This window comes from Paenibacillus sp. AR247 (assembly GCF_002968895.1).
Taxonomy (GTDB): Bacteria; Bacillota; Bacilli; order Paenibacillales; family Paenibacillaceae; genus Paenibacillus_AQ; species Paenibacillus_AQ favisporus.
Map to the genome: position 1 here is coordinate 410,567 of NZ_PCZT01000009.1, position 22,794 is coordinate 433,360.

Below are 22,794 nucleotides of genomic sequence, written 5' to 3' on the forward strand. Positions count from 1 at the left end.
CTTTCGACAACCTCAGGTGGGCTATTGATCGAAGTCCTGATCTTATCAAACCCTATGCTGCGTTTGCGAAACAAGTCATTGACATGATTATGGATTAGCAGAAATTCGTTCCGCTAACGGGCTGGATCGTTCCAATATTGTGATACTATTCTGAATTTTTTTTACTCGTATGAAATTGAGATAGATAAAATTGAGCAACTTATTCGACGTAATCTCCATCCTTCTGATAATCGATTAGGATAGCTAAATTAAAGGGGAAGGTCATGGCTATTAAAAGCGAAGAATTAACATGCACAAAGACGGCCATCGTTGAACAGATCATTCGAGACTATATTCACTACTATTACTCAATTCGGGAACTATGGAAAAAGCCAACTCAGATAAATGAGTTGGCTTTTTCCATAGGCATTGTTTGACTACATAATAGTCAAGACATCACGATCCAGCCGTTTTAGCTCTTAAGAAGGCTCATTAAGCTCTAACGGGTAGGATAGTTCTACTATAATGTTTTTTTAACTATACATTGCATCCAGATTATGTTGAAATAATGATGATTGAGCTTGAAAATGTTAGTTGTTGTTGATGGACTTGGAGGAATGGGGAATGTCTTTTATAAAAGGAATAGAATTATGCCGTCGATTTCATATGGAAATTGTTGAGCCTGTAATGACGGACAATTACTCTTTCTTGTCCTATTCATCGGCTCTAATCGGTCCCGGTAGCGAAGTGCTCGGATATGATACGGAAATGTCGACTGATCACGATTGGGTTCCCCGGGTATATCTTTTTCTTAACCAACTAGATATCGGGTATTCCGAACACATACAATCAACTCTGCAAGAACGAGCTCCAGAACGGTTCTATGGCTTTCCCGTAGATATTGGGAGGAGCGTAATTACCACGGTGCCGAGGTTCATCGAAAGTTACCTGGCTGTAAATAAAATTGAACGATTAGAACCTGTAGATTGGCTAACCTTTCCTTCGCAGTCACTTCTCGAAATAACACGGGGGGAAGTTTATAGGGACGATAACGGTCAACTTTCCACGTTACGCAAACGATTCGAATATTACCCTCATGATATTTGGTTATACCTTATGGCATCCAATTGGCAGCGAATCGGTCAAGAAGAACATCTGATGCATCGTTCGGGTTTTATAGGGGACGAACTTGGCTCAGCTATTATTGCTTCTCGCCTTGTCCGTGATATTATAAATCTCTGCTTTCTCATGGAGCGTCAATATGCACCTTATCCAAAATGGTTTGGTACTGCATTTAAACGTTTGAAATGTTCTGATCAAATACTTCCTTACCTTTGGACTGCTCAAACGGCAGTTACATGGAGAGAACGCGAATGTGCTTTGAATAATGCTTACAAACATCTATCAAATATGCACAACGGACTAAAGATCACTGAAAAGATTCCTGATGAAGTTTCATACTTTTTTGATCGTCCTTTTAAAGTAATGAGCGGTGGAGATATTGCTTGCCTCATCGCAAATCAAATTGTCGATACAGACATTCGGCAGTTATCCAAAAAACGCTTGATTGGTAACATTGACCAGATCACAGACAACACAGATTTCAGGAACATGAATAAGTGGTCTGAGGGAGAAGGAGTATACGCAAGAAAAGCTTTGAAAAAACTATTTAAGCCCGGTTTGTAATTTAAATCCAAAAGGCTTCCACACGGTGACCGTTAAACTAACGGGTACAATAGATCAATGAAGACATTTAAGGGCAGCCGGCTTTTTGGTCGGCTGCTTTTTTTACGCATTCAAAAGCAGCTAGGAAATATAAAGAGCCGGGATGAGGCGCTGCAGGCTGTGCTTTACAGAATCCCCTTACAGCACTGTGCGAGAAGTTTTGGATGGCACGTTGGTCGCTGATTCCGTTGAATATTATAAGCAGAACAAAACTTGCCCGATGCCATATGGCCAATCGATGACGTTGCTTATGATGGTGGAGAGTTAGAAGCATGTGTAGCTGTTGTGGCTGCATTGCGGTATTGGCTGGGTGAGAACCCAACCATATTTTTAAACATTTTATTGAAGAAACTTAAGTCCTCGTAGCCGACATCTTGGGCAACTTCCATAATTTTGCGATCGGACTGCTCCAGCAGTTGCTTCGCCACTCGAATGCGTGTTTCGTTGCGGAATTCAGTGAATGTCTTGCCGATATATTGCTTAAATTTGGTTGAGAATCCGGTCTGACTCATCCGGCACATCTCGCTGACCTGAGCAAGCGTTAACGGCTGTGCGTAATGCTTGCGAATAAACTCGCTGATGTGCAGGATGACCTTCTCGTCAGACGATAATTCCTGCAGGGGGGAATGCTTCCGGTCGTGATGGCAGCGGCTCAAAAAAATAAAAAGTTCAATCAGGCGCGTCTTCGTCAAAATACGATATCCAAGCTTCTTCTCTTTGAAATCGAGAATCAAGCGATGGAGAAGGGATTCCATTTCGATCTGTTCATAAGGCTTCAATCGGAGATGCCCTTGAAAACGTAATGTCTTTCGAAGAAAGGGTTCCAAGTAGAAGAAGTCAACGAAGGAGGCGACATCGGCGAGCGGCTCCAATTCGCGCCGTAACAACTCGGGTTGAAAGAGCACGTTATATACGACCGGGAGATGCGCATTGCCCGCTCGATAAGCATGCTCCTCATCCGGCTCGATCATGAAAACGTCGCCTTCCGCAATATTGTAGTACTCTCCCTTATAGTAATGCTCTCCTTGTCCTTGGGCAACGTAAGCAAGCTCGATGAAGTCATGCGAATGGGAGGGGACGATCTCTCCCGAGCTGAATCGGTAGGGAGCGGCATGAAACAGGAAATCACGGCTTTCTAGGAACTTTCCGCTGTCCATTCGTGTCATGTGATCATCTCCAATATTTGACATAGGACTAATCATAACTAAATTATAACGCTTTGCAGGCAAACGGGTAAGACAGAAAAGGCGGGCTGGATCGAATGACCCGCCCGCTTTCGTGTCTATGACTGTTTGGCGACCAAAGGAAATAAACCTCCGCCGAACGGTTGCCCTCCCTCAAGACCTGCATGTTCTGTTACTAGGTGGCTTTTGCCGCTGTAAATGGTCCCGTCCGGCATGTAAATGATTGCCAATACACGCCTTGGTTCGTCGCTTTGATTCGCGTGCGCGAAGTGGAAGGTGAGACCATCGTGGAACGTGCAGCTGCCTCGTTTCAATGGGACCTTCACCGGCTTAGTCTTCTCCAGCTCTGTTCCCCTGATCTGATCATATAGATCCTGTGGGTTCGCTAAGTCAATCCCCCGCAGCGTGCCCACCTTATGGGAGCCCGGAACAAACATCATGCAGCCGTTGTGTTCGTCGACATCATGCATTGGAATCCAGACAGATAAGGCGCCGGGTGCGGTCATCGGCCAATACGGAAAATCCTGATGCCAGGCCGTCGGCTTGGAATCCTGTGGCATTTTCCACAATCCGTGGTCATGGAAGACGCGAATGCCGCTCGCGCCGCTTAGCTTCATTGCCATCTTAGCCAGCTTCGGGTGAAATGTGTAACGGCTCATGCCGCCATGATCGCGCCAAAGGTTTACCTTCTGGTTTAATACCTTGTAGTAGCTTCCGCCTTTGACAGAGGTGGCTACCGAATGATTACTTTCCTGTGTCATGGCTTCCTCCAAAAACTCGGATAATTCATTCATTTCTTCTTCCGTTAGGGCATTCTCGATTTCAACGAAACCATTCTCCTGATAGAAATCAATTTTGCTTTGCGGTAACCGTACATCCATCGCGATAACTCCTTCCAACGTATAGGGTGGTCATCTTAGATAAACATTACCAGAGGAATATGTATTAATTCTGGTTTTTTCTACAATACAGTAAGGTTATTTATCAAAGTGAAAATGTAAGAATCACCTGAATCTGATGTATAGCCGTACATCTGGGATGAGCCGATTGAAACGCCGCCATCTTCTGATTCGATGCTTATTTACCATACCCATTTTATTTCCGACTGCCCGTTCCAGCGATCTGGATAAGCTCCAATAACGTATGAAACTAGCTACATGTGCAAGCAGAAAAAAAACGCTCATTAAATGAGCGTCAACCAATCAATGACTACAACAGTTATTGATAACGAAGATTAGTTACTATCCGTTCGTTCACTTATTTTCTTATTTGCCTGCATATCTTCAAGCAGCTTGTTATATTTTTCGGTTGCCCGCTGGTATGCGTCGGATCCTAAAAATAAGCAGGTCGGTGGATTGTTGGATTCTACCAGCTCGATAAAAACTTCAGCAGCCTTTTCCGGATCACCAAGTTGCTTGCCATGATTTGCTGCAAATTGTTTAATACCTTCGTGGAGAGGAAAATAATCCGCTATTTTATAATCCGCGACAACAAGAGATTCGGCTGAGTTAAACTCAGTTCTAAAACCCCCCGGCGCAACAACCGTTACATTAATGCCCATAGATCTAACATCCTGGGCTAACACATCAGACATCCCAATAATAGCCGACTTTGTGGCAGCATAAATACTCCATCCCGTGTGTGGAGCAACTCCAGCGATGGATGAAATATTAATGATGTGGCCATAGCGTTTCGCCCTCATGTAGGGTAAAACACTTTGAATCACGTAAATACTGCCAAACACATTAACTTCGAAGTTTGACATGATCTCTTGTTTGGAAAGCTCCTCTATTGCTCCTCCAATACCGTATCCGGCGTTATTGACCGCTACATCAATTTGACCGAAAAATTCGTATGCCAATTTCACGGATTGATCAATAGACTCGGAACTTTTCAGATCCACTTGCAGTGGCAAAAAACGACCCTCTGGGACCTGGCCAACAGCTCGTTTCAGCTCCTCTAAGTTTCTTGATGTAGCAGCGACCCGGTAATTGTTACTTAACAACTTTTTTACAAGAGCAAGTCCAAGACCTTTCGAAGCCCCTGTAACATACCATACCTTTTGATCCAGCAATGATATCTCATCCTTTCATTTAAGATGTGTTTATTATGTATCAGCACCTGCTTTGACCTGTATAAGAAAACTTTCAACATTATGCCTATTCTTGTCATACTATTAACAAACACAATGCTTTACTTTATATTTAAAAGCATGAGAGACATCATTTTAGAGCAGAGGTGTTCCGTGTGACCGAAATCGCTTTGCAACAACAAGAGTTAGCGGGACTCATCAAAAAGTTTACAGGAAAAGATGGGGGACCATAAAACCCTAATTCCTTCACTCCATCTCATCCAAGACTCCAAAGCAATGGTCCCAATATGTAGGATTCAAAAGCCCTCCTTATGCATTGTTGCCCAAGGTGAAAAATAATCATTCTGGGCAATGAAAGTTACAAATACGGGGTTAGCGATTATTTAGCTGTGTCTTTAGACGTGCCTATATCGGGGCAGGTGATCAAACCTTCGTCGGAAGCTCCCTTTTTGTCAAATCAGGCTTGATCTTGATGCAGGAGAGATTTTTGAAATCATGAAGGAGACCCATCTGTTACCAGAAAGCATAGAGCATTATCCGAGAAGTTTATTTGTTGGTAAAATGAACATGAATCTTCTTGATGCAGTGATTCGGCTAGTAAGACTATTGGATACTCCAAAAGATATTTTAGCGCTAGCACCATTAATAATTAAGGAAATCATATATAGGTTACTTACTGAAAAGGAGGGGGATGTTTTCAAGCAAATTGCTACATCTGGTAGTCATTTTGCAACGATTGCAGAGGTCGTAGAACGGATTAAAACAAACTTTGACAAACCTTTACGCATTAATGAATTAGCGCAGATCGCCAATATGAGTACTTCATCTCTGTATCGACATTTCAAGCAAGTCACTGCGATGACACCCGTTCAATATCAGAAACAGCTGCGGTTACAAGAAGGGCGGCGACTTTTAATAACTGATAAATACAACGTCGCAGATGTCGCATTTCATGTCGGCTACGAAAGTCCTTCTCAATTCAGTCGCGAATATGCCCGATTATTTGGGTGTCCTCCGACTACCGATATTTTACGGATGCAGTCCACAACTAATTTGTCTACTAGTTAAAAGATCAGTTGATTAAACTTAGGTCCAGAGCTTGTTCGCACTGCTCGGGACCTTTCATATTTAAAGGGAGGTTTTGTTTATGTACTTGAGTGAGTTATGGAAGTTGTATGAAGCTGACAAACGTATTCAAGGATTTAGTCCAAAAACATTAAAAGCATACTCTCTTCAGCATAAAATGTTGATGTTGGAGCTAGGCGGCCTGGTTATAATGGGAATACCGTTAGCGATGCTGAAGGAATACTTGTCAAAACAAGCAGACCAGTTAAAGCCAAGCAGCCTAGGCCATCGAATTCGGTTTATTTTTAGAGTGGATGATAAATTCGTGAACGAAAGTTATGGGTATGCACCGGTATAACAAGTATCTTTATTGGGCTAATGTAAAAGGCTTTCATAATTGATATATTGGGAAGAGGTTGATGTTCATGTTAGCAGAGCGATTTATTGATGACAATCTTGGAAAGTGTTTGCTTAACCGGAATAATTACCGACCGTTTCCTACAATCGAAGACCGAAATCAATGGAAACAGCTACCATTGAATCTTAGGTCTTTTTGGATCAATGAAGCCACAAGTAAGCTTCATTATGCATGGCCTACTATAACTGCCACTCAATATATGGATTATAGCAGAACGGGTAATCGGGTCGATTTTGACAATGCTTCGTGGAAAAGAAGAGAGGTGCTGTCTTCTTTAGTCATCGCCGAATGTTTTGAAAATCAGGGACGTTTTATGGATGATGTCATAAATGGAATATGGTGTATATGTGAAGAAACATTCTGGGGAATCCCTGGTCACGGTTATATGATGAAGAGGCAGGATCCACTTCCAGACATATCGGATCAGATTATTGAATTATTCTCTGCCGAGACGGCCGCGCTGCTTGCATGGACTTATTATCTGCTGAAAACCAAATTGGATGGAATAAGCATTATGGTAAGCGAGCGTATACAGTACGAGGTGAAAAGGAGGATTCTTGATCCTTATTTACAGCGGAATGATTTTTGGTGGTTGGGTTTCAATCAGGAGAAGATGCTGAACAATTGGAATTCATGGTGTAATTCAAACTGCTTAGCGGCGTTTTTGCTGTTGGAAGACGACCCCAATCGACGAGAAGCAGCGGTGGTCAAGGCGATGAGAAGCTTAGATATGTATCTACATAGACTCCCTTCAGACGGCGGTTGTGAGGAAGGTCCGAAGTATTGGATGTATGCCGGAGGAACGATTTTTGATAGTCTGGAACTGCTTCACGGCGTTTCCGGCGGTAAAATTGATGTTTACCAAGAACCTCAAATTAGGCAAATAGGATGCTATATTTACAAAGCTTTTATCGATGACTCGTATTTTGTCAACTTTGCTGACAGCCAGGCACAAGTCCATATCCCCGCGGAACTTACATATCGATATGGACGCCGTATTGGAGATTCGAGGTTGTGTGAGCTTGGAGCAAGGTTCCAGAGAATGAAGCGGGAAGAAGGGACCCGCTTAGAGTTTTCATCCATGTTTCGCCTTTTGCCGGCTTTATTTAATTATACGGAAGTAGAGCAATATTCCGGAGAATCTCCTTATATTCGAGATGCATGGTTTGACAGCATTCAAATCATGGTGGCACGAGAGCAGGAGGGTTCGTCCAAAGGGCTATTCCTGGCTGCCAAGGGCGGGCATAACGGTGAAAGCCATAATCACAATGACATTGGACAATTCATTGTATATTGTAATGGCTCTCCGATGATCATTGATCCTGGATTATTGACCTATACATCTAAATCGTTTTTCTCGGAGCGGTATACCCTATGGGCGATGCAATCAGGATATCACAATCTCCCTATTGTAAATGGCGTTCAGCAACAGGACGGAAGACAATTTAGGGCCGATGAAGTCGAGTATAACCTGAATGATAACGTTACATCGTTATCAATGAATCTCGCGGGAGCCTACCCAGGGTTCGCCGGAATAAAAAGCTGGATACGATCAGTTAATTTCTATCGTGATTTGTCCCCGAATATTGAAATCAGTGACAATTTTCTTCTAAATCAAGTGACGGATGATATCACACAAATTCTAATCACGCCTCACCCTCCTCAAACCCAAGAAATTGGGAATATTATCCTTCAAGATAAAAATTACAATAGGGTAAAAATACAATATGATAGCGAAATGTATGCGTACTCAGTAGAGAAAATTTTACTCGAGGACGAAATCATGAGAGAGATATGGGGGGATGCCTTGTATCGGATTAAGCTTACAGCCATTAAACCCGCCGCGCAGGGTGAGTGTGTAATCAGGATTAGCAGATAGTGGCGTTATGCTAAAATGATGAGCAGGGAAACTAAGCTCAATGAGGGCGAAATGAAGTAATCACTAAACTAACGGAGACTTTAGTTAAACAATAGAGGAGCATATCACCGTCTGATATGCTCCATTTTTTATTACGCTAGTAGGCTTTTTGATGATCCTGTAGTGCTCATCTTCGTCAGACGCCGCCTACCAAATTGGCCAAAAGAGCCAGTGCAGAGAACAACTTACCATCGATTGCCGTCGTTTGCCCACCAAAGCCCTATCGTCGAGCAGATGGTTCCTCATAGCTTTGCAAGCCAGCATCGCGCAAAGTTCTTCCGACATAGCCCAACTCTCGACGTGCAGCGGCATCGTTGATGGTGAACTCACGCCCAATCATGCGTATCATCGAGCGTGAGATCGGCGGATCGCCGTCTTTCCGCGTGACGGCCCAGATCGTGTCGAACAGCTGGCCAATGGCAGAGGCGAGCCAGTGGGGCATCGAGCGCAGCTTATCGATAGACAGGCCCTGCAAGTTCGCAAGCGAGGCGACGAACTCACGGAAAGTCTGCCCTTCCTGGTCTTTGATGAAGAAGGCATGGCCGCCTTCTCCGCGTTCAAGAGCGCATTGAATGGCTTCAATCACATTGTCCACATGGCAGGTTGAAAAAAGGGTAATCGCCGCGGTCGATGAACGCGAACTGTCCAGACCCGACTGCTTCGGGAAGCGCTCGGCTAAACGGATCACCAGGCCCCCAGATAGCCGGTGGGCGAAGCGCGATTGTGCGAAAGCCGGGTTTGTTGGCTGCCAGAACCAATGAATCGGCCCGTGCCTTGCTCGCTAGGTAGGCAGAGAAGTGGTCCGGGAATGTCGGCGCGCTTTCATCGGCGTCGCGGATGAGCGTACCGCCGTTATCCATGTGGATCCCCGCCGCGCTGATGTAGACGAATGTCTTCGCACAGGCGGACTCGGCTGCCTTCAGCAAGGCTGCGGTGCCATCAATGTTGGTACGGAAGAAGGGTTCGCGAGGCCCTGAAAAGCGGAAAAGGGCGGCAGCATGTACAACCGCATCGATCATCGGTAACACGATTGGCGTGCTGCTTTCGAGATCGGCATCGACCGGCGTCGCACCCATGGCCTTGAGTTTGGCGTGAGATGATATAGAGCGTGTGAGGGCGAATATCTGGTGACCATCCTCCACGAGCTTCGGGATCAGGCGGCCGCCGAGCAGGCCGGTGCCTCCCGTGACGAGTATTTTCATTGTGTTCTTCCTTTCGGTTCGGAGTTCAGGATAGACCGCATGGCGCCGCCACGGATTGATGGTACAGCGTCAACCGACGCGCCTCCCGTCAAAACCAGACTAATGCCGAACAATCGATCATCGTATTGTGGAGTGCATCTTTCATAGAATTTTCCTTCTTTCCATCTTTTGGTTATTTATCTAGCGATCTTAGCGAAGTGCTCCAGCGTACGAACCAATTGGGCTGTATAAGACATTTCGTTATCGTACCAAGCTACGGTTTTCACCAATTGCTGGTCACCGACGGTCAGAACTTTCGTCTGCGTGGCGTCGAAGAGCGAACCGAATGTGATGCCTTTGATATCGGAAGATACAATTTCGTCTTCCGTGTATCCGAAAGTTTCTGGATCGGAAGCTTGTTTCATAGCAGCGTTAACTTGCTCAACCGTTACCTTGGTATTCAAAACGGCAACGAGTTCAGTCACGGAACCTGTTGGTACAGGTACACGTTGAGATGCCCCATCCAGTTTGCCCTTCAGTTCCGGAAGAACCAGGCCAATGGCTTTTGCGGCACCGGTGGAGTAGGGGACGATGTTCTCCGCTGAGGCGCGCGCAGCTCGGAAATCGCCTTTTGGATCCGGAGCGTCAAGCGTGTTTTGGTTACCCGTGTAAGCGTGAACGGTCGTCATCAGCCCGGATTGGATACCAAACTTGTCGTGCAGAGCTTTAGCCATAGGGGCCAGGCAGTTGGTTGTGCAGGAAGCGCCGGAAATGACGGTTTCCGTTCCATCCAGTGTGTCATGGTTCACGTTGTATACGATTGTTTTCATGTCGCCTGTAGCAGGGGCAGAAATGACGACTTTCTTCGCTCCGCCTTTCAGGTGAAGCTCGGCCTTTTCTTTCGTGGTGAAGAAGCCTGTACATTCGAGAACAATATCAACGCCAAGCTCTCCCCAAGGAAGCTCTTCAGGATTCCGCTTAGCCAGAACCTTAACCTCTTTGCCGTTTACTTTGAAGGCTCCGTCATGGACTTCAATGTCACCGTGAAAAGTGCCTTGCGTCGTATCATATTTGAGCAGATGAGCTAACATTGTAGCGTTCGTAAGGTCGTTAATCGCTACAACCTCGACGCCTTCCACATCTTGAATTCGGCGAAAAGCGAGTCGTCCGATTCGTCCAAAACCGTTTATACCTACTTTTACAGTCACTGAAAAATCCCCCTATAAGTTTTATTTATTCCAACGAGCCAATGCCTGCAATGAAATGAAAATGACCCAGCGCTATTTCATTCTAGAATGGCTTGTTGTATAATGCGAAAAGAGACCGATCGGTATTTTTTATATTAGCATGATATTAGTGAATTGCAAGGACGAATTGGATAATTCGTTTTAAACAAATGAAATAAAATACGGTTCATACGGAGGAGCTCATGAAAAAAGGGGACAGAACACGGGAACACATCATTATGAAATCGGCTGAAATTTTTAACCAGAGAGGTTATGCCGGTACATCGCTAAACGATATTATTGCCGACACAGGAATTCAGAAGGGGGGCATCTATCGACATTTTGCCAGTAAAGACGAGATAGCGCTTGAAGCCTACAATTATGCTTCCAGTATGGTCGCCAGTAAATTTTCTGAAGCGGTTGATCGAGAGCAGTCTGCGTCAGGAAAGTTGGTTGCTTTTTTTCGTGTCTATGAGAATGTCGTCAACGATCCCCCATTTATTGGCGGATGTCCCATGCAGAATACAGCTGTAGAAAGTGACGATACTCATTTGGAGCTTTGTGGTCAGGCAAGGCAAGGGATGCATGCCATCTTGGATATGATGAAAAGTATTATTCGTGACGGCATTCAAGCTGGGGAGTTTAGGGAGGATCTGGATGTGGATGCGATAGCATCATTTGCTATTTTCCTTGTTGGAGGGAGGGATTTTACTCAGCAAGTTGGATGGAGATAACAAGCACATGCTAATGAATACAAAAATCTTACTCGTCCTATTTGCAGCAATGCTGCTTAAAGACCTGTTAATCTGGTGTACTGGCACATCGGAATGGAGCTGGGCAGCTGTCTTATGCAATAGCCCAAACGGGTGGTTTTTATATTTTTCACGGAGTTGTGAGAAAGAATTGATCTTTACTTGAACGTTTAGAGGAGAAGGTGTGACCACGATTGCAAGGCTAAACGTCGAATATATAATAAATTTTAAATATCAGGTTTTTTAATATTTCAACTGCATTTCTCACAAATTTGGGGAAATGCCAACTTACTATGTGAAAAAGTTCTCTTTTTATTCACGAAGGAGCAAAGCATTCTGTCGGCCCCCGAAGGTCGTAAAGTTTAACGTCAAAACCTGATGTTTTATTTTTTTCATTTTGTGTACAGGAACAGTGTTGAAGGGAGGCAGTTAATATGGGAATCGATACGGTGCTATGGAGTAAACTCGTGACTGGAATGACACTAGGATTCCACGCTATTTTCGCGACACTTGGCGTGGGTATTCCATTAATGATTTCACTCGCCGAGTTTATCGGTATTCGTAAGAAAGATCTTCACTATATTCTAATGGCAAAGAGGTGGTCACGAGGGTTCGTTATCTCTGTTGCAGTAGGCGTAGTCACAGGAACAGCAATTTCGTTACAACTCTCCTTGGTATGGCCCAATTTCATGAAACTTGCGGGAAATGTTATTGCGCTCCCATTGTTTATGGAAGTGTTCGCCTTCTTTTTTGAAGCCATTTTCCTAGGGATTTACCTGTACACGTGGGAACGGTTTAAAAACCCGATGATGCATTGGTTACTAACGATTCCTGTTGTCATCGGTGCAGGGATGTCAGCAGTATTTATCACGACAGTAAACGGATTTATGAATCAACCTGGGGGATTTACGTTTGAAGGAGGACAATTCACAGCCGTTGACCCTGTTCAAGCAATGCTGAGTACGGCAACATTCTCCAAGGTGTTTCATGTATTAAGTTCGGCCTATTTAACAGGAGCTGCTCTGCTGGCAGGTGTTGCAGCATTTGCAATACTTCGAAAAGGGGTTTCAGCATACCACAAAAAGCTTTGAAGCTGATGATGGGCGTCGTCCTCCTGTTCGGATTGCTCAACACGTTAGCCGGGGACGTATCCGCCAAGTTTTTGGCCGAGCATCAGCCGGAGAAGCTGGCCGCTGCAGAATGGCATTTCGAGACTGAAAACGGTGCGGACCTGGTTTTATTGGGATGGCTTAACGCTGAGCATGAAATCATTGGGGCGCTTCATCTTCCGAAATTTCTCAGCTTCCTGGCCTTTGGAAACTTTAATGCGAAAGTGATAGGGCTCGAAGAGTTTCCGACGGATGAACGTCCACCGCTCCTTGTTCATTATTTGTTCGACTTGATGGCAGGAATCGGATTCACATTATTGGGAATTTCGCTGCTGTATTTTCTGTTTGTAATCTGGAAAAAGCGTAACGAACTCAACAAGTGGTTGCTGCGAATGATTGCATTAGGAGCACCGCTTGCTTTTTTAGGAGTTGAACTGGGGTGGTTTTACGCAGAACTCGGCAGGCAACCTTGGATTATCCGAGGATATATGCGAGTAGAGGAAGCGGCTACGACATCCCCAAGCGTCAGGATCCTTTTTTTCTTTTTCCTTCTACTATACATCGTATTGGGAACCGTTAGTGTTCTTGTGCTTCGTCGCATGTTCAATAATAATCCGGCGGAAGTTGAGATGGAGACGTGGACGCAGCATGCAAGCGACAAATCAACATTGAAGGGTGAGCACGCATGATGAATTACGAATTGATTGGAATTTCAGTGCTCTGGTTGTTTTTGTACGGATATATCATCATCGCTTCCATTGATTTTGGCGCAGGTTTCTTTGCCTTTTATGCTCGTTTAACCAAACAGGACCATGTAATCAACAAACTGATTTCTCGTTACTTATCGCCAGTTTGGGAAATCACGAATGTATTTTTCGTTTTTTTCTACATTGGCATGATCGGTTTTTTCCCCGAAACCTCCTATTATTATGGATCAGCCATGCTTGTTCCAGGAAGTCTTGCGGTCATTTTGCTCGCTATACGCGGTTCATTCTATGCATTTGAAAATTATGGCTCCAAAAATAATATGGTTTATCTGTTTCTGTATGGAGCAACCGGAGTGCTTATTCCTGCCTCTTTGTCAGTGGCGCTGACATTATCTGAAGGCGGATTTATCTTGAAACAAGGTGAGACGGCCTCGTTGGATTACTGGGCACTCTTAAGCAGTCCACTGTCTTGGAGCATCGTTGGACTGGCCATCGTATCTGTTTTATTCATTAGCGCTGCTTTTCTGGCTTTTTACGCTTCGCGTGCTGAAGATCATGCAGCATTGAAATTGATGCGAACCTATGCGCTTTTTTGGAGCACGCCTACAATCGTTATCGCACTGACAGCATTTATTTTTTTGGGTCAACACAATGAGCGGCATTTCCAAAATATGATGGATTTATGGTGGCTACTCGCGCTCTCCGTTGCCTTTTTCATGATTGCCATGTGGTTATTATACCGAGGAGGCCGTTACGGGATGGCGTTTATATGCATCATGCTGCAATTCTTCAGTGTCTTTTTTTGCTTACGGCATTGGGCAATATCCTTACATTCTTGATCCATACATCACCATTCAAAGTAGTGTCACCTCTTCGTCTATGGGATTCGCACTGGTTGTGGCGTTTATCGGTGGTATGTGTCTCTTAGTTCCTTCATTAATCTTGGTCTTCAGGCTTTTTCTGTTTGATGCGGATTATGTGAAAGGAAACAAATAGAATAGTACATTGTTTCTTACGGGAATATTCCCTCAAGGCCACTTTCCGGAAGGAGGAGAGTTTTTACGTGAAGAGAAATAAAAACCTCATTGCTCAACACATGTCTGCACAACGAAAATATCTTGTTCTTCTTGGCATCATATCCTTTGCACTTGGTACAGCCATTGTTGGTCAGGCTGCATTGCTTGCAGAAGCCATCCAGCGTATCTTCGTGGAAAAAGCCTCTTTCTCATCCGAGGCTATGATCCTTGGCATGCTTTTGGCGATGATGGCTTTACGTACATTGTTTTCATTTGTCAATGGAAGAATTGGTCTCCATATGGCTGCCACTGCAAAGCCAACATGCGAGAATCTGTTTTGCACAACTTGACCCGTGTTTCCATGGGTTTAAGTCTTCAGGGACAGACGGGAGAGCGGGTCAGCGTAGCATTGGATGCAGTAGATGAGGCGGATAGTTATTTCAGTCAGTACATCCCGAAAATGGTGGAAGCCATGATAATTCCCATTCTAATCCTGATCGTAACATTTACTCAACATGCCAATTCAGGTTGGATCATGATGTTTACGGCTCCGTTTATTCCGATATTCATGATCTTGGTGGGGCTAAAGACGAAAAATAAATCGGAAGAAAAATATGCGCAGCTGGCCAACTTTTCCGGTACGTTTTTGGATTCCCTTCAAGGGTTGGTTACATTGAAAATATTCGGGCGAACTCAGCGTCAGCAACAGGAGATAGAGCGCAGTAGTCTCAACTATCGGGATACAACTATGGATATTTTGAAAATCGCATTCATGAATACGTTCATGTTGGAATCTATTGTGATGCTTAGTATCGGTGTTATCGCCCTTGAGTTGGCCATTCAGTTGGTTGTTTTCAAATCAATGGCGTTTCACACTGCTTTACTCGTTCTGTTACTCGTTCCAGAATTTTATAATCTCTTAAAAAATACAGGCACCGCTTTCCATAGCGGGCGGACAAGCATGGGAGCGATCCGTAAGGTTGAGAGTATGCTTGAGAAGAATAGGGTAGAAGCGCATGTAAGCGATGGTAACGATCGGATGCCAAATTTTCAATTGTCCCATGCAAAGCCACTTTCAGTACCCCCTTCGATAGAACTGAAAAATGTACGATTTCAATATGCTCCAGATTCATTTGAATTCCACTCGGGAAATGTGTTTCTTAAATCGGGGGACAACATTGCCATTGTTGGTAAGAGTGGAGCCGGTAAAACGACACTGCTTCATCTTATTGCCGGTTTGCTGAAACCGGATTCGGGGATCATTCTGGTTAATGGAAACCCACTCTTTCATGAACATGAAGAAGTATGGTTTAAACATGTCAGCTACATCACACAGCACCCTTACATTTTTGCAGGTACATTCGCAGAAAATATTGCGATCGGTGCAGGTAGGGACGTTTCTAGGGCAGAAATCGAGAAGGCGGCAGAAGAAGCCGGACTTACAGCGGTTGCAGCACAATTGGATAAGGGATTTGATACATTCGTTGGCGAGGGCGGACGTGGACTATCTGGTGGTGAAAAGCAACGTCTGGCCTTGGCACGCGCATTTTTGAAGCGACCTGCCATCATATTGTTCGATGAGCCTACAGTAGGGCTCGATTTGCACACCGAAAGCATACTGCAACGTTCCATTTCCACATTGTCGAAAACGTCTACCATGATTACTGTGGCGCATCGTTTATATACGATTCAACATGCCACCAACATCTTGTTTGTTGACCATGGATCAATCGTGGATTCAGGGTGTCACGAGGAGCTTCTGACACGCTTGCCCCAATATGCTGAAATGGTCGCTGTTCAACAAAAAGGAGAATTAGCATGAGTGAGCTGGCTATGTTTTCGAAAGCAATGTTTCAAGAGCGGAAGGATATTATCTTTTCGATAATAGGAGGGTTTATTGCTGGAATAGCCGGTGTAGCTCTCTTTTCCGCAAGTGGCTATCTGATTTCTCAAACGGTATTTGCGCCACCGCTCTATACATTGATTATCCTTACATCCCTTGTGAAATTTCTTGGTTTTCTCCGGTCGGTGAGCCGTTATGGAGAACGATTGTATACCCACCGGGCGACGTTCTCCATCCTCAGCCGTTTGCGAACTTCCTTTTTTGCTAAGCTCATCCCTTTGACACCTGGAATACTGAATAAAAATCGAAGTGGGGACTTACTTGCACGGATCGTTGGAGATGTAGAAAGTTTACAACACTACTTTCTGCGCGTTGCATATCCGCCGCTTATTGTAATTATGGTGTTTTTGGCAACGGTGCTTTTTACAGCTTCCTATTCCTTCTGGATTGCTGGTTTGCTGGTATTGGGAATGTTGATGACTTCGCTGGTCGTGCCTGGAATCGTTCTGTTGGGACAACGAAAAATACATGAGCGCGTCCGCGAGCAGCGATCGAAACTGTCCACGGAAATCACTGAAACACTGTATGGATTTCGGGACTTAAAGATTTATGGGCAGTTGGCACAGCGTGAGGAGCAGCTTCAGCGCTATTCAGCTTCATTGGCAGCTGAACAGCAACGAGCTGCTGTCCAATTGTTACTGGGACAATCCATGCATGTTTTTGTTACATTTTTGATTGCTTGGGGTGTGCTGACGCTCAGTGCCTATTTGATTCTGGACGGAAGACTTGCTGGCGTATTTCTTGCCATGCTGGTCATGGCCACGCAAACCGTTTTTGAAGAGGCAGCTGCTTTGGCCGTATTACCTGCATATAAGCAAGATAGCGAACATGCAGCCAATCGGCTGACGGAAACAATACCATCTCAAGCTACAACATTGCGATTAAGTAAGTCTGAGTCTTTGCCAACCGATTTACCTGTATCCATTGAAATAAGCAACGCTTCTTTTCAATATGAGGGAGAGTGGAGGCCAGCACTAATGAATTTCTCACTACATCTTGCTGCAGGTTCTAAAACAGCGATTGTGGGGCCGAGCGGGTCAGGAAAATCTACGTTAATCGAGTTGTTGCTCAAACTGCGAACAACAACATCGGGGAATATACGCATAAACAAAGTCTTGATTAACGAATTGGAGGAGGCAAACATCTGGGAATTGACAAATGTAGTGTTGCAACAAAGCCATTTTTTCAAAGGGACGCTTCGTGAAAATCTGTTGGAAAAAGCAGATGAACATTCTGACGATGAGCTAATGGAGGTACTTGCTAAAGCCCAATTACCAAATGTTTCGCTAAACCAGGTGGTCTATGAGAAAGGTGAAAACTTATCCGATGGAGAAAAACAGCGTCTTGCCTTAGCACGAGCCATGCTACGCAAAGGACAACTATGGTTGCTGGACGAACCAACGTCTTCTCTGGACTATGTAACCGAGCAACGCGTTCTAAAGCAATTGTACGAGCAAGCGAGCGGAGATACACTTCTTCTCATTTGTCATCGCCTCACCGGTCTAGAGAAGATGGATCAGATTGTCGTCATGGAGCAGGGCGAAATTGTGGAGATCGGCTCATTTACGGAATTGATGGAACAGAAGGGATACTTTTATAAGTTGAAACAGATTGAACTACAGATGATTGGTGAATCTGGAGTTTAAAACGCTTGAGCTCCTGTAAGCTAATCGGTTGGTTCGGTTCACTCAGGACGTAGGAGGGCGATTGAAAATGATGACAAACCATAGAAGAGTTTTACTAGTTGATGACGAGACACGCATTCGCAACATTCTACGAATGTATTTGGAGTTCGAAGGATTCATAGTCGAAGAAGCACCGAATGGTACACAAGCCATCCAAAGATATGGTGAGAAACACGCAAATTATGATTTGATCGTGCTGGATTGGTTACTGCCTGACATGAATGGGATTGAGGTTTGCAAGTGTATGAAACAGATACAACCTGATATTCCGATTCTGTTGTTAACTGGGCGATCGGAAGAAAAGGACCGCATTGAAGGTTTTGAAGCGGGAGCAGACGATTACGTCATCAAGCCATTTAGCCCAAGGGAAATTGTGCTTCGTATCCAAAACATGATAACCCGTGTATATTCTCCCAATCCCTATGTTTCTGAAGATTTGCTAAATAACGCTTTCAAGATTGGTGAAATTGTGCTTTATCCTTCATCACGCCGTGTTATGGTGAAACAAAATGAGGTTCATCTGACTCCGAAAGAATATGATCTGCTCTATTTCCTGATCACACATCAAGAAAAAGTATATTCTCGTGAAGTATTGCATACTGAAATTTGGAAGTCATCGCACAGAGAGATTTATGACCGGCGTACAGTAGATACCCACATTAAACGCCTGCGTGATAAGCTATTCTCCTATTACCCGGAAGGAAATGGATGGATTCGTACATTATGGGGACATGGGTATATGTTCAAACAAATTTAATTTTCGGGATATCAAAAATGCATTGAAAATGTTTGCCGAAAAAGACAAGGACATGTATGGTTAACCGTGGTTGATAAGAATTCTCATTTAAGATTACCTCTACCGAATAGCATCAAAAAAAGCTCTATATTTTAGAGGACAACGGGATACCCGTTTCTATGGCAGGATATACAAGGGAAATGCAGACGGCTATTGGCGTGGCATTTGTATAGACCCCTCCATATGAGCGCAGGAAGGGTTACGCTACTTCAATTGTGGCGCAAATAAGCCAACTTGCATTGGATAAAGGGTTTACTAAGTGCGTCTTATATACGGACTTAGCAAATCCCACATCTAATAGCATCTATCAAAAATATAGGGTTATAATGAAATCACTTGGAGTTATAGGGGGAAACACATTCTATGTTAGGCGCTGAGATCAGCATAATGGAGTATTTTACGGAGCAAAACATCGAACTCCTTTTGGAGCGTTTCCGCTCGCTGGGGCCACTGCCCGGCATTCTGCTAACTTTTCTAAAGTCTTTCGTTCCGCCACTGCCTACTATCATGATTGTCGGCGCCAATGCCGCCATCTATGGATTGTGGCTGGGTTTTTTATATTCGTGGATCGGCCTTGTAACGGGCAGTTTTCTTACGTTTTGGCTTTTTCGCAAAGCGTCGGATACACCATTTATTCAACGCTGGGCGGTCAGACCAAAAGTACGGATGGCCATGGTATGGGCGCAGAGGAACGGGTTTAGCTTCGTTTTTCTCTTAAGCATGCTCCCGATAGGACCGTTCGTAGTCATAAACATGGCCGCAGGATTAACGCGAATGCCGACAGTTTCCTTTGCGGCAGCCGTAACTCTAGGCAAAGGTGTCATGGTATTCTGCGTTTCCTATATCGGAATGCATCTGTCCGATTTTTTTGCCCAGCCCGTCAAGTTAATCGGAGTGGCGTTGTTTATTGCGGTTTCCATATGGTTGAACCGGAGGCTGCAGGCCTATTTTACGTCCTCGTCAGCTGTGGCATCCGAGCCTTCGAACACTATGGAATAAAGCGGGGAGAGAACTTTGAGTTAGATTATAAATATTCGAACAATGAAAGGGTATGTTGTCAGATTGATTTGGTCATGTAAGACGACAAGAACATACACCCTTATTAGCAGCGTAACTGCGGCTATTTTTGTTCAAACGATAAATGTTCATGTCAGCTTCACTTATTCTAAAAGGTTGTATCGAAACCGCCGATCGCGCTAAAATGGCTTTAAATGTAAACGCTCAAAAAAACGGGGGCTTCGCCGTGACGATGAAATGGATCGACTTGTCCAGGAATGCGATAGACTTATACGAGCAGAAACATCGGGGCGGGCATCTCGTGTCCGAGCACTATCACCAGACGCACCAGCTGCTATTTGTGCTGGAAGGGGAAGGTACGATCCGGCTAGAGGGTGAAGTACGGAAGTTGACGGTCGACGATACGGCGCTGATCGTTCCGTATTCCGTCCACTCCGTCATGTCCGACTTCAGGCTGACCTTGTTAGTGTTGGCGTTTGACGAGGCAGTGCTCGATCCGGATATGAGGGAGCAGCTGCTCCACGCCTACTTTCCGGCCTCCTGCCTGATGAAGCCGGGATTGTTTGCTGCGAGCGAACTGCGTCAGCTGCTGAGGAAAATGCTGTTCGAGCAGTCCAGGGAGCTGTCGCCGCTCGTCCGGCTTTCGCTCAAAGTCCAGCTGTCTCAGTTGCTGCTCTTGCTGGTTCGATCGGCCGGAACGGAGGCCGCCGGAGCGGTCTCCAGCTCCAACAAGCTGCGTGCCGAGAAAATTCGCAGCTATATCGATTCGAAGATTTTGATCCGCTGACTGCGGGGGACATCGCTTCCAAGCTGGACATCAGCACGCGGCACGTGAACAACATCTTCAAGGAACGGTACAACATGACACCAATGCAATATTTGACCGAGGTACGCATCCGCGTCGCCCAGAAGTTGCTGGTGGAAACGGGTAAGGACATTATTTCCATCTGCTTCGAGGTCGGCTACGATTCCGTGTCTACGTTTTACCGATCGTTCAAAGCTGTCGCCAAGCTGTCACCAAAAACGTACCGGGAGCTGAACGCGCCCGAGCATGCAGAGTAGGCAGGGATCCTTCCGTCAAATGGACAGCGAGCGCACAAATGTGCGATCAAACGAACAAGATAACGATCAAAGGACGACCGGCCGATTGATTGAAACATATTTTCCCCTTCATCCCCCATCGGCTAAACGTCGGCGGGGATTTTGTTTTTCGCTCGAATAATTCGCTTCCAAAATTGAGAATCGTGTTCCCGTAATCGTAAGAAAAGCGGTTTCGCATCGACTACAATACGATTATACGAAGCGAAGGGAGCGATGAACGATGGCAGTTCGCAACATCGGCATTATTATGAACGGCGTTACCGGACGGATGGGAACCAACCAGCATTTGGCCGTTCAATTCTTGCGATTCGCAAGCAAGGGGGCGTCGCGCTACCGGACGGCGACGTCATCATGCCCGACCCGATTCTGGTCGGACGGCAGGAGAGCAAGCTGCAGGCGCTGGCCGCCGCCCACGGCGTCGAACGTTGGAGTACCGATCTTGAAGCATGCCTCGCCGATCCGTACTATGAAATCTATTTCGACAGCCAGACGACGGTGCGCCGCGCCGAAAGCATCAAGCAGGCGATCGCCGCGGGAAAGCATATTTATTGCGAGAAGCCGACGGCCATCGATTTGGAAGGGGCGCTTGAACTGGCCCGCATCGCCGCTGAATCCGGGGTAAGAAACGGCGTCGTGCAAGACAAGCTGTTTTTGCCAGGATTGCTCAAGCTGAAACGCTTAAACGACTCTGGCTTCTTCGGGCGTATCCTGTCCGTGCGGATGGAATTCGGCTATTGGGTGTTCGAGGGCGACTGGCAGCAGGGTCAGAGGCCATCGTGGAACTACCGCAAGGAAGACGGCGGCGGCATTATCGTCGACATGTTTGCACACTGGCGCTATGTTCTCGAGAATTTGTTCGGGGAAGTGAAGGCTGTTTCCTGTCTTGCCGCTACACATATCCCGAAACGTCTGGATGAGCAGGGCGTTCCGTACGATTGCACGGCGGACGATGCGGCGTACGCCATATTTGAGCTGGAAGGCGGCATTATCGTGCAGGCCAACTCGTCCTGGGCAGTGCGCGTAGACCGCGACGATCTGCTCACGGTTACGGTCGACGGCACCGAAGGCAGCGCCGTGGCAGGTTTGCGGGACTGCAAGACGCAGCATCGGGTCAATACGCCGAAGCCGGTATGGAATCCGGACATTCCGAATCCGTTCCAGTTCCGTGACCAATGGGTGGAGGTGCCGGACAACGCATCATACGACAACGCGTTCAAGGTGCAATGGGAACTTTTCTTGAAGCATGTCGTCATCGGCACGCCGTTTCCGTGGGATTTGCTCGAAGGCGCGAAGGGCACCCAGCTTGCCGATCTCAGCTTGCAGTCGTGGCAGGAACGCCGCTGGATCGACGTGCCGAAGCTGAGCCTGTAAAATAAATACTAAAAAATCGGCTTTTCAGCACCGAGAAGGTTGGATGAAGCTAGGGACTGAGCAACGCAGCGTAGGTGAGCCTACGTGAGTAGCGGAAGGCCCGGCTGAATTCAAGATTCGACGTCGAGTAAGCTTCATAGCTATACTTCGTGATCAAAAGTCGATTTTTTAATTACCTCTTAAGGAGGGGAATACAGATGGCCAAATCGTTGCTCCTCTCCCGTGCAGGGGGAGTGTTGTATGAGTATACACCGGGCAAAGCAGGCTCGTTCTCCGTGCCGGCCAAGCCGTTTACGGGCCGCATCGCCTTCTCGGCCGCCCATGTCGTCTGCGATCCGTTTGCGGACGCAGATCCGCTGCATCATTCGCAGATTGATTGGAACTCGACGCTCGCCTACCGGCACCATTTGTGGTCGCTCGGTCTGGCCGTGGCGGAAGCGATGGATACCGCGCAGCGCGGCATGGGCCTCGACTGGAACCGCTCGAAGGAGCTTATCCGCGCTTCGATCGCGGAAGCGCGCTCGGTCGGTGGCAAATCGCCTGCGGCGC

The 22,794-nt window shown here is 45.9% G+C and carries 19 protein-coding genes and 4 pseudogenes; 17 read left to right on the forward strand and 6 right to left on the reverse strand.

Translation table 11 applies throughout. The features are described 5' to 3' along the window. Nucleotides 1–603 precede the first annotated feature (603 nt). Nucleotides 604–1,665: a DUF4037 domain-containing protein gene (locus CPT76_RS09870; RefSeq protein ID WP_105442797.1), complete on the forward strand. Its 1,062-nt coding sequence runs from the start codon at nucleotides 604–606 to the stop codon at nucleotides 1,663–1,665. A gap of 287 nt (nucleotides 1,666–1,952) precedes the next feature. Here CPT76_RS09870 and CPT76_RS09875 read toward each other — a convergent pair whose 3' ends face one another. From CPT76_RS09875 to CPT76_RS09885, 3 genes are all read right to left on the reverse strand, one after another. Further along, a complete protein-coding gene (locus CPT76_RS09875; RefSeq protein ID WP_181152769.1) occupies nucleotides 1,953–2,870 on the reverse strand; it encodes an AraC family transcriptional regulator in 918 nt (305 codons plus the stop codon). Between the two features lie 116 nt (nucleotides 2,871–2,986). After that, nucleotides 2,987–3,769, reverse strand: a complete 783-nt coding sequence (locus CPT76_RS09880; RefSeq protein WP_105442799.1) for a phytanoyl-CoA dioxygenase family protein — start codon at nucleotides 3,767–3,769, stop codon at nucleotides 2,987–2,989. A 353-nt stretch (nucleotides 3,770–4,122) separates the two neighbouring features. Then, nucleotides 4,123–4,962 carry an SDR family NAD(P)-dependent oxidoreductase gene (locus CPT76_RS09885; RefSeq protein WP_105442800.1) on the reverse strand — a complete coding sequence of 280 codons (840 nt, stop codon included), beginning with the start codon at nucleotides 4,960–4,962 and terminating at the stop codon, nucleotides 4,123–4,125. 362 nt (nucleotides 4,963–5,324) lie between these two features. Between CPT76_RS09885 and CPT76_RS41330 the strand changes: the two genes are divergently transcribed. The 4 genes from CPT76_RS41330 (at nucleotide 5,325) to CPT76_RS09900 (ending at nucleotide 8,342) form a co-directional block, all read left to right on the forward strand. Further along, nucleotides 5,325–5,447 carry an AraC family transcriptional regulator N-terminal domain-containing protein gene (locus CPT76_RS41330; protein ID WP_308737625.1) on the forward strand — a complete coding sequence of 41 codons (123 nt, stop codon included), beginning with the start codon at nucleotides 5,325–5,327 and terminating at the stop codon, nucleotides 5,445–5,447. Nucleotides 5,448–5,475: 28 nt separating this feature from the next. Then, nucleotides 5,476–6,048: an AraC family transcriptional regulator gene (locus CPT76_RS41335; protein WP_308737553.1), complete on the forward strand. Its 573-nt coding sequence runs from the start codon at nucleotides 5,476–5,478 to the stop codon at nucleotides 6,046–6,048. A gap of 79 nt (nucleotides 6,049–6,127) precedes the next feature. Next, nucleotides 6,128–6,403 carry an integrase gene (locus tag CPT76_RS09895; protein ID WP_105442801.1) on the forward strand — a complete coding sequence of 92 codons (276 nt, stop codon included), beginning with the start codon at nucleotides 6,128–6,130 and terminating at the stop codon, nucleotides 6,401–6,403. 67 nt (nucleotides 6,404–6,470) lie between these two features. Continuing rightward, nucleotides 6,471–8,342 carry a heparinase II/III domain-containing protein gene (locus CPT76_RS09900; RefSeq protein ID WP_181152770.1) on the forward strand — a complete coding sequence of 624 codons (1,872 nt, stop codon included), beginning with the start codon at nucleotides 6,471–6,473 and terminating at the stop codon, nucleotides 8,340–8,342. A gap of 259 nt (nucleotides 8,343–8,601) precedes the next feature. Here the strand turns inward: CPT76_RS09900 and CPT76_RS38305 are convergent, their stop codons facing one another. From CPT76_RS38305 to gap, 3 genes are all read right to left on the reverse strand, one after another. Beyond that, on the reverse strand, nucleotides 8,602–8,967 hold the full coding sequence (locus tag CPT76_RS38305; RefSeq protein WP_219845401.1) for a Rossmann-fold NAD(P)-binding domain-containing protein: 366 nt from the start codon (nucleotides 8,965–8,967) through the stop codon (nucleotides 8,602–8,604). Continuing rightward, nucleotides 8,960–9,583, reverse strand: a complete 624-nt coding sequence (locus CPT76_RS38310; RefSeq protein ID WP_219845402.1) for an NAD-dependent epimerase/dehydratase family protein — start codon at nucleotides 9,581–9,583, stop codon at nucleotides 8,960–8,962. Before CPT76_RS38310 ends, CPT76_RS38305 begins: the two co-directional genes overlap by 8 nt. 176 nt (nucleotides 9,584–9,759) lie before the next feature. After that, nucleotides 9,760–10,770, reverse strand: a complete 1,011-nt coding sequence (gene gap / locus CPT76_RS09910; RefSeq protein WP_105442803.1) for a type I glyceraldehyde-3-phosphate dehydrogenase — start codon at nucleotides 10,768–10,770, stop codon at nucleotides 9,760–9,762. A 221-nt stretch (nucleotides 10,771–10,991) separates the two neighbouring features. Between gap and CPT76_RS09915 the strand changes: the two genes are divergently transcribed. From CPT76_RS09915 to CPT76_RS09965, 12 genes and pseudogenes are all read left to right on the forward strand, one after another. Continuing rightward, nucleotides 10,992–11,522 carry a TetR/AcrR family transcriptional regulator gene (locus CPT76_RS09915; protein ID WP_258168252.1) on the forward strand — a complete coding sequence of 177 codons (531 nt, stop codon included), beginning with the start codon at nucleotides 10,992–10,994 and terminating at the stop codon, nucleotides 11,520–11,522. Nucleotides 11,523–12,016: 494 nt separating this feature from the next. Continuing rightward, nucleotides 12,017–13,338 (forward strand): annotated as a pseudogene (locus CPT76_RS09920) (cytochrome ubiquinol oxidase subunit I). Next, a pseudogene (locus CPT76_RS09925) lies at nucleotides 13,338–14,352 on the forward strand (cytochrome d ubiquinol oxidase subunit II). Before CPT76_RS09920 ends, CPT76_RS09925 begins: the two co-directional pseudogenes overlap by 1 nt. Nucleotides 14,353–14,452: 100 nt before the next feature. Next, nucleotides 14,453–16,194, forward strand: a pseudogene (gene cydD / locus CPT76_RS09930) (thiol reductant ABC exporter subunit CydD). Next, nucleotides 16,191–17,921, forward strand: a complete 1,731-nt coding sequence (gene cydC / locus CPT76_RS09935; protein WP_105442804.1) for a thiol reductant ABC exporter subunit CydC — start codon at nucleotides 16,191–16,193, stop codon at nucleotides 17,919–17,921. Before cydD ends, cydC begins: the two are co-directional and overlap by 4 nt. A 67-nt stretch (nucleotides 17,922–17,988) precedes the next feature. Then, nucleotides 17,989–18,717 (forward strand): response regulator transcription factor, encoded by a 729-nt coding sequence (locus CPT76_RS09940; RefSeq protein ID WP_105442805.1) that lies wholly within the window; start codon nucleotides 17,989–17,991, stop codon nucleotides 18,715–18,717. Nucleotides 18,718–18,971: 254 nt separating this feature from the next. After that, nucleotides 18,972–19,133: a GNAT family N-acetyltransferase gene (locus CPT76_RS39320; RefSeq protein ID WP_258168253.1), complete on the forward strand. Its 162-nt coding sequence runs from the start codon at nucleotides 18,972–18,974 to the stop codon at nucleotides 19,131–19,133. Then, entirely contained in the window at nucleotides 19,120–19,755 is a 636-nt protein-coding gene (locus CPT76_RS09950) for a TVP38/TMEM64 family protein (RefSeq protein WP_105442806.1), read from the forward strand. The genes CPT76_RS39320 and CPT76_RS09950 overlap by 14 nt, the downstream gene beginning before the upstream one ends. 250 nt (nucleotides 19,756–20,005) lie before the next feature. Beyond that, entirely contained in the window at nucleotides 20,006–20,560 is a 555-nt protein-coding gene (locus CPT76_RS09955) for an AraC family ligand binding domain-containing protein (protein ID WP_258168614.1), read from the forward strand. A gap of 44 nt (nucleotides 20,561–20,604) precedes the next feature. Continuing rightward, nucleotides 20,605–20,835: a helix-turn-helix domain-containing protein gene (locus tag CPT76_RS39325; RefSeq protein ID WP_258168254.1), complete on the forward strand. Its 231-nt coding sequence runs from the start codon at nucleotides 20,605–20,607 to the stop codon at nucleotides 20,833–20,835. A 259-nt stretch (nucleotides 20,836–21,094) separates the two neighbouring features. Continuing rightward, nucleotides 21,095–22,245: pseudogene (locus CPT76_RS09960) on the forward strand (Gfo/Idh/MocA family protein). Between the two features lie 197 nt (nucleotides 22,246–22,442). Next, a partial coding sequence (locus CPT76_RS09965; RefSeq protein ID WP_146116288.1) for a DUF993 family protein occupies nucleotides 22,443–22,794 on the forward strand: 352 nt, incomplete at its 3' end.